10 protein-coding genes and 3 tRNA genes are annotated in these 13,646 nt (G+C 74.7%); 5 read left to right on the top strand and 8 right to left on the bottom strand.

Annotated elements, in window-relative coordinates:
- Positions 1-10 precede the first annotated feature (10 nt).
- Positions 11-2,482: an RNA degradosome polyphosphate kinase gene (locus TK50_RS08840; RefSeq protein ID WP_241773960.1), complete on the top strand. Its 2,472-nt coding sequence runs from the start codon at positions 11-13 to the stop codon at positions 2,480-2,482.
- Between the two features lie 15 nt (positions 2,483-2,497).
- Positions 2,498-3,376, top strand: a complete 879-nt coding sequence (locus TK50_RS08835; RefSeq protein ID WP_043962292.1) for an NUDIX hydrolase — start codon at positions 2,498-2,500, stop codon at positions 3,374-3,376.
- A gap of 35 nt (positions 3,377-3,411) precedes the next feature.
- On the opposite strand, the gene TK50_RS08830 is transcribed toward TK50_RS08835, so the two are convergent.
- From TK50_RS08830 to leuC, 4 genes are all read right to left on the bottom strand, one after another.
- Positions 3,412-5,412, bottom strand: a complete 2,001-nt coding sequence (locus tag TK50_RS08830; protein WP_043962291.1) for an endonuclease/exonuclease/phosphatase family protein — start codon at positions 5,410-5,412, stop codon at positions 3,412-3,414.
- Positions 5,413-5,566: 154 nt separating this feature from the next.
- A complete protein-coding gene (locus tag TK50_RS08825; RefSeq protein ID WP_043962290.1) occupies positions 5,567-6,289 on the bottom strand; it encodes an HU family DNA-binding protein in 723 nt (240 codons plus the stop codon).
- 172 nt (positions 6,290-6,461) lie between these two features.
- Positions 6,462-7,049 (bottom strand): 3-isopropylmalate dehydratase small subunit, encoded by a 588-nt coding sequence (gene leuD / locus TK50_RS08820; RefSeq protein ID WP_043962289.1) that lies wholly within the window; start codon positions 7,047-7,049, stop codon positions 6,462-6,464.
- Positions 7,050-7,065: 16 nt separating this feature from the next.
- Positions 7,066-8,508, bottom strand: coding sequence for a 3-isopropylmalate dehydratase large subunit (leuC, locus tag TK50_RS08815; protein WP_043962288.1), 1,443 nt, complete (start codon positions 8,506-8,508; stop codon positions 7,066-7,068).
- Between the two features lie 49 nt (positions 8,509-8,557).
- Between leuC and TK50_RS08810 the strand changes: the two genes are divergently transcribed.
- A complete protein-coding gene (locus TK50_RS08810; RefSeq protein WP_013284529.1) occupies positions 8,558-9,244 on the top strand; it encodes an IclR family transcriptional regulator in 687 nt (228 codons plus the stop codon).
- A 197-nt stretch (positions 9,245-9,441) separates the two neighbouring features.
- Here TK50_RS08810 and TK50_RS08805 read toward each other — a convergent pair.
- The 4 genes from TK50_RS08805 to TK50_RS08790 form a co-directional block, all read right to left on the bottom strand.
- Positions 9,442-9,514: transfer RNA gene (locus TK50_RS08805), tRNA-Glu, on the bottom strand.
- 327 nt (positions 9,515-9,841) lie between these two features.
- Positions 9,842-9,914: transfer RNA gene (locus TK50_RS08800), tRNA-Glu, on the bottom strand.
- Between the two features lie 133 nt (positions 9,915-10,047).
- Positions 10,048-10,119: transfer RNA gene (locus tag TK50_RS08795), tRNA-Gln, on the bottom strand.
- Positions 10,120-10,245: 126 nt separating this feature from the next.
- Positions 10,246-11,049: a fumarylacetoacetate hydrolase family protein gene (locus tag TK50_RS08790; RefSeq protein WP_077936592.1), complete on the bottom strand. Its 804-nt coding sequence runs from the start codon at positions 11,047-11,049 to the stop codon at positions 10,246-10,248.
- A 165-nt stretch (positions 11,050-11,214) separates the two neighbouring features.
- On the opposite strand from TK50_RS08790, the gene TK50_RS08785 reads away from it, so the two are divergent.
- The gene (locus TK50_RS08785) at positions 11,215-12,672 is read left to right on the top strand and encodes a hypothetical protein (RefSeq protein WP_043962284.1); all 1,458 of its coding nucleotides are present in this window, start codon (positions 11,215-11,217) and stop codon (positions 12,670-12,672) included.
- Positions 12,673-12,718: 46 nt separating this feature from the next.
- Positions 12,719-13,591 (top strand): hypothetical protein, encoded by an 873-nt coding sequence (locus TK50_RS08780; protein WP_043962283.1) that lies wholly within the window; start codon positions 12,719-12,721, stop codon positions 13,589-13,591.
- The last annotated feature ends 55 nt before the right edge of the window (positions 13,592-13,646 follow it).

The following is a 13,646-nucleotide window of genomic DNA, read 5'->3' as shown; positions in this document are numbered from 1 at the left end:
TTATGAGCGGGTGAGCACCCCTCGCGAGCACCCCACCGGCCCGGCCGCCGACCACCGACGCGCCGACGACCGTCCCACGCCCGGCCACGACCGACCCGAGCCCGCCGACGACCGACCCGAGCCCGGCGAGCCGGCGCGACGGCGCAACGGGTCCCGCCGACGCGGCACCGACGGCCGGTTCCGCCCGCACGACACGCCGACCGACCCCGCCGGGACGACCGGAGCGGCGAGCTCCACCGGCCCCGCCGGGACGACCGGCCCCGCCGCGATGACCGGGGGCGGACCGGCGGCGGCAGGTGCCGACCCGGCGACCGGCGACCCGCCGGCGGCCCCGCTGGGCCGGGCGGCGGCGTCCGCCGGGCTGGAGGAGGTGCTCGACGTCGACCCCCTGACGGACGACGAGCCCGCGCCGCCGAAGCCGCTGCCCGAGGACCGGTTCCTCAACCGGGAGCTGTCCTGGCTCGACTTCAACGCCCGGGTGCTCGCCCTGGCCGAGGACCCGCGCACGCCGCTGCTGGAGCGGGCCAAGTTCCTGGCGATCTTCGCCAGCAACCTCGACGAGTTCTACATGGTCCGGGTCGCCGGCCTGAAGCGCCGCCAGTCCGCCGGGCTGCCGGTGCGCGGCGGGGACCGGCTGCCGCTGCGTACCCAGCTGGAGCGGATCGGCGAGCGGACCGCCGAGCTGGTCGGCCGGCACGCCTCCTGCTTCGTCGACGACGTGCTGCCGAAGCTCGCCGCCGAGGACATCCGCATCCTGCGGTGGACGGACCTGGACGCGCCCGAGCGGGAACGGCTGCGCACGTACTTCCGGGAACACATCTTCCCCGTGCTCACGCCGCTCGCGGTCGACCCGGCGCACCCGTTCCCGTACATCTCCGGGCGGTCGCTGAACCTGGCCGTCGCGGTCCGCGACCCCGACGGCGGCTCGGAGCTGTTCGCCCGGGTCAAGGTGCCGAACAACGTGCCGCGCTTCGTCCGGGTCGACCGGGAGTCCCCCGGGGTGCGGGTGCTCCCGGTCGAGGAGCTGATCTCGGTGCACCTGGGGCAGCTCTTCTCCGGCATGCAGGTCGTCGAGTGCCACCTGTTCCGGGTCACCCGCAACGCCGAGGTGGAGGTCGACGAGGACCGCGACGAGGACCTCCTGCAGGCCCTGGAGCGGGAGCTGGCCCGCCGCCGGTTCGGCCCGCCCGTGCGGCTGGAGGTCGCCGCCTCGATCTCCGACCACATGCTGGAGCTGCTCGTCCGCGAGCTGGACATGGACAGCCACGACGTGCTGCGGGTACGCGGTCTGCTCGACCTGTCGGCGCTGTGGCAGCTCTACGGCGACGCCGACCGCCCCGACCTGAAGGACCCGCCGTTCGTGCCGGCCACCCATCCCCGGCTCACCGAGGGCGAGGTGCCGCGCAGCGTCTTCGCCACCCTGCGCGACGGCGACGTGCTGGTCCACCACCCGTACCACTCGTTCGCGACCAGCGTGCAGCGTTTCGTGGAGCAGGCCGCCGCCGACCCGGACGTGCTGGCCATCAAGCAGACCCTCTACCGCACCAGCGGGGACTCCCCCATCGTCGACGCGCTGGTCGACGCCGCCGCCGCCGGCAAGCAGGTGGTGGTGCTGGTGGAGCTGAAGGCCCGCTTCGACGAGGTGGCCAACATCGGCTGGGCGCGCACCCTGGAGCGCGCGGGCTGCCACGTCGTCTACGGCCTGGTCGGCCTCAAGACGCACTGCAAGACCGCCCTGGTCGTGCGCCAGGAGGGCAACCAGATCCGCCGGTACTGCCACATCGGCACCGGCAACTACCACCCGAAGACCGCCCGGCTGTACGAGGACTTCGGCATGCTCACCGCCGACCCGGAGATCGGCGCGGACCTGACGGACCTGTTCAACGTGCTGACCGGCTACAGCCGGCAGACCGCGTACCGGCGGTTGCTGGTGGCGCCGCAGGGCATCCGGCGAGGGCTGATCGAGCGGATCGAGCGGGAGATCAGCCACGTCCGGCTCGGCATGCCCGGGCTGGTCCAGTTCAAGGTCAACTCGCTGGTCGACGAGGAGGTCACCGACGCGCTCTACCGGGCGTCCCGGGCCGGGGTGCACGTGGACCTGCTGATCCGGGGCATGTGCACGCTGCGCCCGGGGGTGCCGGGGCTGTCGGAGAACATCCGGGTCCGCTCGATCCTCGGCCGGTTCCTGGAGCACTCCCGGATCTTCCGCTTCGGCAACAACGGCTCCGCCGAGTTCTGGATGGGCTCGGCCGACCTGATGCACCGCAACCTCGACCGCCGGGTGGAGGCGCTGGTGCAGGTGAGCGACCCGGTGGCCCGCGCCGAGCTGGACCACGTGCTCACGGCCGCGTTCAGTCCCGACGTGGAGGCGTTCGAGCTGCACGGCGACGGCTCCTGGACGCGGCGCACCGGCACGGAGCAGGCCCAGCCGGCCCATCTGCAGGACCTGCTGCTGCGCCGGGTCGGCGGCACGGCCGGATGAGCCTAGGCTGAGCGGATGCCGGAGGGGGAACGCGTGATCCGGGCGGCGGGCGGGGTGGCCTGGCGGCAGGCCGATGGCGGCGTGCTGGTCTGCCTCGTGCACCGCCCCCGCTACGGCGACTGGTCGCTGCCGAAGGGCAAGCTGGAGCCGGGCGAGCACCCGCTGCTGGCCGCCGTGCGGGAGGTCGCCGAGGAGGCCGACGTGCGGGCGGTGCCGCAGGTGCGGCTGCCCACCGTGCGCTACCGCAGCGAGGGCCGGCCGAAGGTCGTCGACTACTGGTCGATGCGGGCCGTCGACACGGGCGGCTTCCAGCCCGACACCGAGGTCGACGGCATCCGCTGGCTGCCCGTCGGGGAGGCCGCCCGCCTGGTCAGCTACCCGCACGACGCCGAGGTGCTGACCGCGTTCGCCGCCCTCCCGCCGGTCACCGCGACGGTGGCCCTGGTCCGGCACGCGCAGGCCGGCCAGCGCGGCACCTGGTCCGGGCCGGACTCCGCCCGGCCGCTCGACGCCACCGGCTGGGCCCAGGCGCACGCCCTCGCGCCCCTGGTGGCGCTGGTCCGCCCGACCCGGCTACTGTCCGCGTCCGCCCGCCGCTGCGTGCAGACCCTCGACCCGGCCGCCGCCCTGCTCGACCTGCCGGTCGAGGTGACCGGTGACCTGGACGAGCCGCGGCCCGGCCAGGACCCGCACGAGCGGGCGCTGGCCGCCGCCGCCTGCCTGGCCGAGCTGGCCGCCGCCGGGGGCGCGGCCGGGGCGTGCAGCCAGGGCAAGGTGATGCCCGGCGCGCTGGAACGCCTCACCGGCCGCGCCGGCGACTTCACCACCTCCAAGGGCGGCGGCTGGCTGCTCGCCTTCGCCGCCGACCGCCTCCTCGCCGCCGACCGCTGGTAAGGAAGGGCCCTACCTGTCGCATCCGGGCGCGGGCGTCACGGCAGGGCCAGGGTCACCGCGACCGGGAGGTGGTCGCTGGCGATGCTGCGGGGCGCCACCGGGTCGGCGGCGCGCATGCCCGCCGAGACCAGCACGTGGTCGATCTGTTCGCGCGGCTCGTCCGCCGGGCTCGTCGGCAGGGGCCGGGCCGAGGCGAGGGCGTCCACCAGCCCCGCACGGGTGAACTCCGCGTAGCCCGGGGCGCCCGGCTCGGTGTTGAGGTCACCGGCGACCACGAGGGGCAGTCCGGCGGCGTACCGGAGGGCGAAGGCCGCCACCGCGCGGGCCTGCGCCACGGGCTCCCGCCCCGGCGGCGGCTGCAGGTGGGTGGCGACCACCGCGAGGCGTACGCCGCCGCCGAGGTCCACGGTGACGCCGAGCGCCTGGGCTCCGGTGGGCGCGCCCGCCGGGGCCAGCCGCTCGCTGCGGGCCGCCGCCAGGGGGAACCGGCCGAGGACCGCGTCGCCCCAGAGCGGATCGGCGGCGGGCGCGAAGACGTACGACATGCGCAGCCGCGCCGCGAGCAGGGCGAGGGTGTCGTGGCCGCCGTTGAGCAGCCAGCCCCGGTCCACCTCGCCGAGGACCACCACGTCGGGGCGCTCGCGCGCGACCACCCGGGCCAGCCCGTCGGGGTCGAAGCGACCGTCCAGTCCGAACCCCATCCGGATGTTGTAGGCCACCACCCGGACCGCCGCCGGGGGCGTGCCGGGCCGCAGCGGGGCGAAAGCGCCCGACGGCAGTCCCGTCGCGACGAGCACGACGAGACCGCCGGCCGCGGCGATTCCCCGCACCCACCGTCGGGGCGGCGTGGACGTCGCCCTCCGGGGCCCACCGAGGGCCACGGCGGCGACGAGGCCGGCCATCGCGACCGGCACGGCGGCGTTGGGGTAGCCGAGGTCGTAGGCGGCGTAGTAGCCGACGGCGGCGACGGCGAAGAGCAGCATGCCCAGCACCGCCGCGAGGCCGGGCCGACCCGGCGCGACCCCGGGGGTGGACGACGCGGCGGCAGACGACGGGACAACGGACGGCGCGGCACCGGCGGACGGCACGGCGGCGACGGGCGGCACAGCGGCGGGTGGTGCGGCGACGGGCGGCACGGCGACGGGCGGTGCGGCGGCGGGCGGCACGGCGTCGGCGAGGGCGAGACAGGCTCCCGTGCCGGCGGCGGTCAGCACGACCGCCGGCCCCAGCAGCCCGGCGTCGCGGGTGGCGAACAGCACCGCCCCGACCACCAGCGCCAGCGGGCCGGCCAGCCGCCAGCGCCCCCGGGGCGGCCGGGCCAGCGCGGCGAGCAGGAAGATGCCGACCGCCCAGGCCGGCAGGGTGGGCACGTCGCCGGCTTCCGGTGGCCAGGAGAGCCCGCCGCCGGGGCCGCGCCAGTAGGAGGCGGCCGTCGCGGCCGCCGCCGGGGAGAGCGCCACGAGGCCGGTCAGCAGCAACGCCGGGCCGGCGAGCAGCCACGCGTGGGCCCCGCCCGGTTCCGCCTGCCGCGCGGGACGGGCCGCGACGACCAGGAACACCGCCACGAGGGCCACGCTGCCGGCCCACCCGACCGGGCCACCCCGCCAGACCAGGTCGTACGTGCCGAACACCGCGTGCACGACCGCGCCGAGGGCGATGCCCAGCGCCAGCCCCGGCACCGGCCGGCCCGTGGTGGTGGCGGTGCCGGCCAGCCAGAGCAGTCCGGCGAGGAGGCCGACGGTGGCCAGCCAGAGCTGCGTACGGCCGCCCGGTGCGGCGGTGAGGGCGAGCCGCGCGCCGCCCAGCGCGACGGCGGCGGCGAGCGTGACGGGCCGCACCCCGAGCCGGCGGACCAGCGGCGGGAACGCGAGCGCGAGCACGAACCAGCCCAGCGCGAACGCGCCGAGCAGCTCGGCGGGGGTGGTGGCGGCCTGCCCGAAGATGGTGATGACCGACGGAAGGAAGACCCGCAGCACGTCGGTGAGCACGACGATGCCGAGGGCGAGCGCGGCGGTGCTGAGGTGGCGGTAGCGCACGGGCTGCCTTTCGCCGACCGTTCGAGGGGTTCGGCGATTCTCCGCGCGGGGCACGCCGCCGGTCAACGGTGGGGACGGCGCGGGCTGTCCGGCCCACGCGCGCCGCGGGGCGCCCACCGTTCGGGTGGGCGCCCCGCGGGACGGTGCCGGCCGGTCAGCGCTTGGTGGCTGCCTTCTTGGCCGGGGACTTCTTCGCCGGCGCCTTCTTGGCCGCCGTGCTCTTGGCCGTGGTGCTCCTGGCCGCCGCCGTGGTGGTCTTCTTCGCCGCGGTCGACTTGGTCGCCGCCGCCGACTTCTTCGCCGGGGCGGCCTTCTTGGTGGCGGTCTTGGCCGCCGTCGTCTTGGTCGCCTTCGCCGGGGCGGCCTTCTTCGTCGCGGTGGTGGCCTTCGCGGTGGTGGCCTTCGCCCCCGTCGCCTTGGCCCCGGCCGCCTTGGCCGTGGTGGCCTTCGCCCCGGCGGCCTTGGCCCCGGCCGCCTTCGCGGTGGTGGCCTTGGCCGTGGTGGCCTTGGTCCCGGCCGCCTTGGCCGTGGTGGCCTTGGCGGTCGTCGCCTTGGTGGCGGCCGTGGCGGTCTTCTTCGCCGCCACCGTGGCCTTCGGCACCTTCCCGCTGGCCACCATCTCCTTGAAACCGGCGCCGGCCCGGAAGGTCGGGACGGATGTCTTCTTGACCTTCACCGCCTCGCCGGTACGCGGGTTGCGCGCTGTTCGCGCACCCCGGACGCGCTTCTCGAACGCTCCGAATCCGGTGATCGCCACCTTCTCGCCCTTGGTGACCGCCGCCTGGACCTCAGCGAGGACCGCGTCGAGCGCGGCCGTCGCCGTCTTCCGGTCCCCCAGGCGAACGGCGAGCGCCTCGATGAGCTCGGCCTTGTTCACGACTTCCTCCCGATTGTGCAACTGACTCGACGCGAGCCATTCTGCGCGCACGGTATGCCCTGTGCTGCCTGGACACAAACATTCGGTGGAAAAAAGCCCTTGTGTCGTAACGGATTCGCCCCCACCGGCGAGGCCGGTGGGGGCGGAAACCGATGCGGGATCGGGCGTACGGCTATGCCACGGAGGGCAGGAACGGCCTCCGGCCGCGCTCGTAGGAGGTGATGTCGGGCTCGTGCCGAAGAGTGAGTCCAATGTCATCCAACCCCTCCATCAGCCGCCAGCGGCTGAAGTCGTCGAGGGGGAAGGACCAGGTGGCGTCCCCGGCCCGGACCTCACGGGACGCCAGGTCGACGGTGACCGGGGTGGCCGGGTCGGACTCGACGAGGGACCACAACTCCTCGACGGCCCGCAATTCCAACTCGACCGGCAGCAGACCCTCCTTGAGGGCATTGCCGCGGAAGATGTCGCCGAACCGGGGCGAGACCACCGCCTTGAACCCCCAGTCGCGCAGCGCCCACACGGCGTGCTCCCGGGAAGACCCCGTGCCGAACTCCGGGCCCGCCACAAGAATCGACGCACCCGAATACGCGGCATCGTTCAACACGAATGAAGGGTCCTCCCGCCACGCGTTGAAGAGCCCGTCGGCGAATCCCGTCCGGGTCACCCGCTTGAGGTACACGGCGGGGATGATCTGATCCGTGTCCACGTTGGAACGGCGCAGCGGCACGGCGGTGCCGGTGTGCACGGTGAACTTGTCCATCTGTGCGGCTGCCCTTCTACAGGTCTGCGGGGGCGGCGAGCCGGCCGACCACGGCGGTGGCGGCGGCGACCGGCGGCGACACCAGGTGGGTGCGTCCGCCCCGGCCCTGGCGGCCCTCGAAGTTGCGGTTGGAGGTCGAGGCGGAACGCTCACCCGGGGCGAGCGTGTCCGGGTTCATGCCCAGGCACATCGAGCAGCCGGCGAACCGCCACTCGGCCCCGGCGTCGGTGAAGACCTTGTCCAGCCCCTCGGCCTCGGCGGCCTCCCGGACGGCGGCCGAGCCGGGCACCACGAGCATCCGTACGCCGTCGGCGACCGTGTGTCCGCGCAGCACGTCAGCGGCGGCGCGGAGGTCCTCCAGGCGGCCGTTGGTGCAGGAGCCGACGAAGACCACGTCGACGGAGAGGTCGCGCAGCGGAGTGCCGGGGGTGAGGTCCATGTACTCCAGCGCGCGGCGGGCGGCGGCCCGCTCGGACTCGCCGGCGAACTCCTCCGGGTCGGGGACGGCCGCGCCCAGCGGCGCACCCTGGCCCGGGTTCGTGCCCCAGGTGACGAACGGCGTGATCAGGCTCGCGTCGAGGGTCACCTCGGCGTCGAACGTCGCGCCCTCGTCGGTGGGCAGGCTCCGCCAGTACTCCACCGCCGCGTCCCAGTCGGCCCCCTGGGGCGCGTTCGGCCGCCCCTTGAGGTACGCGAAGGTGGTCTCGTCCGGCGCGATCATGCCGGCCTTGGCGCCCCACTCGATCGACATGTTGGCGACGGTCATCCGCCCCTCCATGGAGAGCGCGCGGATCGCCTCGCCCCGGTACTCCACGATGTGGCCGCGGCCACCGCCGGTGCCGACCTGGGCGATGAGGGCGAGCACCAGGTCCTTGGCGGTGACGCCGGGGCCGAGCTGGCCGGTGACGTTCACGGCCATCGTCTTCGGGCGGGCCTGCGGCAGCGTCTGGGTGGCCAGCACGTGCTCGACCTCGCTGGTGCCGATGCCGAAGGCGAGCGCGCCGAAGGCGCCGTGGGTGGCGGTGTGGGAATCGCCACAGACGATCGTCATGCCGGGCTGGGTGACGCCGAGCTGCGGACCGATGACGTGCACGATGCCCTGGTTGGCGTCGCCGAGCGGGTGCAGCCGCACGCCGAACTCGGCGCAGTTGCGGCGCAGCGTCTCGATCTGGGTGCGGGAGGTGGGGTCCGCGATCGTGAGCAGGTCGCCGCGCCGCTGCGAGAACGCCGGGTCGGCGTACCCCGTGGGGGTGTTGTGGTCCTCGGTCGCGAGCGTGAGGTCGGTGCGGCGCACGCGGCGGCCGGCGAGCCGCAGGCCGTCGAAGGCCTGCGGGCTGGTGACCTCGTGCAGCAGGTGCAGGTCGATGTAGAGCAGGTCCGGTTCACCGTCGGCGGACCGGACGACGTGCGCGTCCCAGACCTTCTCGGCCAGGGTCCTCGGTCGAGTGTCTCCCACCATCTGGACATCCTAAATTCTGGGAGGTAAATTTCGGCTTGTGGGACACAGTATGAGCGGTGTCGGCGTTCTCGACAAGGCGGTGGTCATCCTGGCCGCCTGTGTCGACGGCGCCAGCCTGGCCGAACTCGTTGAACGCACCAAGCTGCCCCGGGCCACCGCGCACCGGCTGGCACAGGCGCTGGAGATCCACCGGATGCTCGTCCGGGACACCCAGGGCCGTTGGCGCCCCGGCCCCCGGCTCGGTGAGCTCGCCAACGCCGCGCCGGACGTGCTGCTGACGGCGGCGGAGCCCCTGCTGGCCGCGCTGCGCGACGCCACCGGGGAGAGCGCCCAGCTCTACCTGCGCCGCGCGGACGAGCGGATCTGCGTGGCCGCCGCCGAGCGGGCCAGCGGGCTGCGGGACACCGTCCCGGTGGGCTCGGTGCTGCCGATGACCGCCGGTTCGGCGGCGCAGATCCTGCTGGCCTGGGAGCCGCCGGAGGCGGTGATGCCGCTGCTGCCCCGGTCGAAGTTCACCGGACGCACCCTCGCCGAGGTGCGCCGCCGGGGCTGGGCGCAGAGCGTCGCCGAGCGGGAGGCGGGTGTGGCGAGCGTCTCGGCCCCGATCCGTGACCGCACGGGCCGGGTGATCGCCGCGATCAGCATCTCCGGCCCGATCGAACGCCTCGGCCGCCGCCCCGGCGAACGCCACGCCATGGCCGTCGTCCGAGCCGGCCAACGCCTGAGCGGCCTCTAACCCCCACCCTGCCCCCACCCCCACCCCCGCCCCTCCCCCTTTGCCCCCGGTGATCAAGAGATTTGCGTCATCTGTCGCACCGAACCTGACGCAAATCTCTTGATCACCGACACGAAGTGGGCGGGGGCGGGCAGGGCGGGGTGGGTGAAATGGGGGAAGGCCCGGCTCACCGGGGGTGAGACGGGCCTTCCTGGGTGTAGCCCCGACGGGATTCGAACCCGCGCTACCGCCTTGAGAGGGCGGCGTCCTGGGCCGCTAGACGACGGGGCCAGAACTTTGCTGCTTCACCACCCTGCCGGACGGTGCCGCTGTAGTCTAGCGACGGGCCCCGGGGGTGAGCGCACAGGGGTGCGCGTCGCGCCACGGCATCCCGGGCCGGCACGCGACAGGCCGCCCGCACGAGAACGGGCCGCACGAGAACGGGCGGCCGGCACGAGACAGGCGGGCCCGCACGAGGCAGAACGCCGGAACCAAACAGGCCCCGGCACCGAAGCAGGCTGGCACGAAGCAGGCCGGCACCAGGCCGACCGCCGGCACGACGAAGCCTGGGACGCAAATCAGCCCGCCTCACCACAGTGAGACGGGCTGGAGAACCTGTAGCCCCGACGGGATTCGAACCCGCGCTACCGCCTTGAGAGGGCGGCGTCCTGGGCCGCTAGACGACGGGGCCAGAACCTGTCTTGCTCCACCGCCCTGCCGAGCGGTGCCGCTGAAAACTACCAGAGATCATTCAGGCCCGCTTGCGCGGGCCGGAGCGCTCTCCGACTTGATCCAGCGACCGGCACTCTCACGAACGCCGGTTGCTGGGGTACCAGGACTCGAACCTAGACTAACTGAACCAGAATCAGTCGGGCTGCCAATTACCCCATACCCCATTGGCACCTCGCGGTGCCGTTCGGCGCCTTGCGGCACCGGAGAGAAACTTTACCCTCCCGCTCCCCACAGGCCAAATCGGGGGCCCGAAACCGCATCTGGCCTGCGGCTTCGGGCTTCCCGACGACTCAGGTCACCGGGACGACCGGGTTGCTCAGCTCCCCGATCCCCTCGATACGCACGGTGACCGTATCCCCCTCCGTGAGCGGGCTAACCCCGGCCGGCGTGCCGGTGAGGACGACGTCCCCGGGGAGCAGCGTCATCACGTGCGAGACGTACGACACCAGGGCCGGCACGTCGAAGACCATGTCCCGGGTGCGGCCGAGCTGGCGTACCTCCATCTCGTCCGGGTTGCGGCCGACCTCGCAGCGGACCTCCAGGTCGGTCACGTCGAGCCCCGTGGTGATCCACGGGCCGATGGGGCAGAACGAGTCGAAGCCCTTGGCCCGGGTCCACTGCCCATCGGAGCGCTGGAGGTCCCGCGCGGTGACGTCGTTGGCGCAGGTGTAGCCGAAGATGGCCCGCTCGGCGGCGGCCCGGTCGGCCCGGCGGGCCCCCGGCGCGCCGATCACCACGGCCAGCTCGGCCTCGTGCTCGACCTGCTTGGAGAAGATCGGCAGCCGGATGGCGTCCCGTGGCCCGATCACGGAGGTGGACGGCTTGAGGAACAGCAGCGGCTCCTTGGGCACGTCGTTGCCCAGTTCGGCGGCGTGCTCGGCGTAGTTACGGCCGACGCAGACCACCTTGCTGGGCAGGATCGGGGAGAGCAGCCGGACGTCGGAGAGCGCCCACCGGGCGCCGCTGAACTGGATCTGGCCGAACGGGTGACCCTCGATCTCGGCGACGGTCAGGCCCTCCGGGCCCGCCCCCGGTTCGCCCTCGACGACCCCGAACGACATTCCCTTGGCATGAGCGAAACGAGCGATACGCACCAGGCCAATCTAGCCCGCCCGCCCCGGGCGGCACCGGCGCCGGCCGCTTGGCGGCGCGCGGCGGGCCAGCGTACGCCGGATGCCGCCGCCGCGGGCCGGGTTCGCCGCTTCGTACCCGCACGGCGGGGAGCCGCACCTAGCGTCGGCTACCGGAGGTTCGTTCGTATGCCTGCATCGAGACGACACCACAGGGCCCTCGCAGTGTTCGTGCACTGCCTGGGCATTCTCGCCGCCGTGCCGGCGCTGCCCACGGTGGCCCCGAAGCCCGCCACGCCCGCGGCCACCGCACCCGGAGCCGCCCCGCCACAGGGGTCGCTCCGGGCGGCGGCGGCCACGATGGCGCCGACGCCGACGGACACCGCGACCCCGACGGGCACCGCGACGCCCGCGGCCCCCGCGCCGCCGCCGCTGGTCTCCCCGTCCGTGATCGTGCCGACGCGGGGCGCACCGTCCGCCGTGACGGTGGCGGTCACGCCGGCCGGCACGCCGGCCCCGGGCTACCAGGTCCAGGTGCGCAACGCCAGCAGCATGCCCGTGGCCACCACCGTGCGCCAGGAGCTGCCGCCCGGAACGTCGGCGACCTGGGTCACACCCGGGGGGCGGACCAGCCGCTCGGCCACCACCACGGAGGTGACCTGGCAGCTGCGGCTCCCGCCGCGCAGCACCACGACCCTGCACACGGCGCTCACCACCGCCGCGCCGGGCCGCGCCCTGTCCGCACCGGCCTGCGCCTTCGCCGCCGGCGGCGACCGGCCGTACGACTGCGCGACCGCGACCTGGGACCGCTCACCGGTCCCGGTGGCCCAGGCCACGAACGCGCCGGCCTGGCGGCGGCCCGCGGCGCTGCTCGCCGCGCTGGCCGGGGTGTTCCTGCTCACGGCCGGCGGGCTCTGGTGGTGGCAGCGGCACCGCCGCGCCGGGGCCACGGCCGCGTCGACCGGCGGGCGCACCGGATCCGGCGGTGCGGGGAACCGGCCCGCCGGTGCGGGGACCGTCTACGCCGGCACCGGCGCGGGGTCCTCCGGCACGGCCCCGGCGGCGGCACCCGGCCAGGGCGGACAGCCCCGTCCGGTCGCGCCGGTCGCCGTGGCCCGCCGGCGCAGGCCCCCGGTGTGGCTGCTGGTGGGGGCGGCCGCCGCGGTCCTGGCCGGCGTGGTGCTCGCCGCGACGCTGACGGCCACCCGACGGGTCGCCGCGATCGACACCACCAAGCAGCCGAGCACCGGCGCGTGGGTGGGCCACAGCACCACCGGCGTGATCGGTGTGCCCCTGCGGGAGCAGGCGCTGGAGTTCACCGTCTACCGGATCGCCTGCCCCTCGACGCCGTCGACCGCCGGGCGGCAGTGCCAGGCCACGGTCGGGGTGCGCAACCTCACCCCCGAGCAGCAGACCTGGCACGGCGAGATGCAGCGGGCGTACCTGCCGGGCGGCACCTGGGTCAGCGCCGACGAGGCCGCCACCCGACTGGCCAACCAGGGGCGGGACGTCTTCGGCCAGCCCCTGGCCGCGGGCAGCCGGCTGGTGCTGCCGCTGGTGTTCACGGTCGACGGCACGGACCGGCCCAGGCAGCTGGAGCTGCGCAGCGGGGTGTTCTCCGCCGGGGTCCGGGTCGACGTGCCCTGACGCGGGGCCGGCGGGGGCGGCCGGGCGGCGGCCGTACGCTGGTCGGGTGACCGCCGCCCTCGCTCCCGCCGCGCCGCTCGACCTGGCCGACTGGCAGGCGCGGCGGCGGGCCCACGAGGAGCGGGTCGACGCGTGGCTGGCCCCGCACCTGGCCCGCCGCCGCGCCGGGCGCAAGCACCCCGTGGAGGACTTCCTCTTCACCTACTACTCGCACCGTCCCGCACAGCTGCGCCGTTGGCACCCGGGCGCGGGGGTCGTGCTGCGCGGCGCGGACCCGGCCGAGTTCGGCCGGGACTACCGCGCCACGTCCGCCGGGCTCACCCTCGACACCGACGCGGTACGCGCCCGGCGGGCCGAGTCGGTCGACTGGATCCGTGCCCTGCTCGCGGCGACGGCGGGCCGGCCGGCGCACCTGGGCTGCTTCGGGATGCACGAGTGGGCGATGGTCTACCGGCAGACCCAGGAGGAGGTACGCCACAACGCGTGGCCGCTGCGGCTCAGCCCGGCGCGCACGGCCGAGGTCGTGCAGGAGCGGGGCGTACGGTGCAGCCACTTCGACGCGTACCGGTTCTTCACCGCGCCGGCCCGGCCGCTGAACGTGCTCACCCCGACGCGGGAGCGCCAGCACGAGCTGGAGCAGCCGGGCTGCCTGCACGCCAACATGGACCTGTACAAGTGGGCGTACAAGCTCTCCCCGCTGGTGCCGAGCGAGCTGGTGGCGGACGCGTTCGCGCTGGCCCGCGAGATCCGCACCCTGGACATGCGGGCCAGCCCCTACGATCTCGCCGCGCTCGGTTACCCGCCGGTGCGGGTGGAGACGCCGGAGGGAAGGGCCGAGTACGCCGCCGCCCAGCGGGGCTTCGCCGAGCGGGCGGCCGGCCTGCGGGCCCACCTGCTCGCCGCGCTGGGCGCTGCCTGACACACCCCGTTTCGCACCTTTCATCACTTTTTGTGCTCGTCGTTCGTTGGCTCGC

The sequence above is a fragment of the Micromonospora haikouensis genome (genome assembly GCF_000876225.1).
Taxonomy (GTDB): domain Bacteria; phylum Actinomycetota; class Actinomycetes; order Mycobacteriales; family Micromonosporaceae; genus Micromonospora; species Micromonospora haikouensis.
The sequence above is the reverse complement of the archived record's forward strand: the minus strand, read 5'-3'. Positions and strand labels throughout refer to the sequence as shown.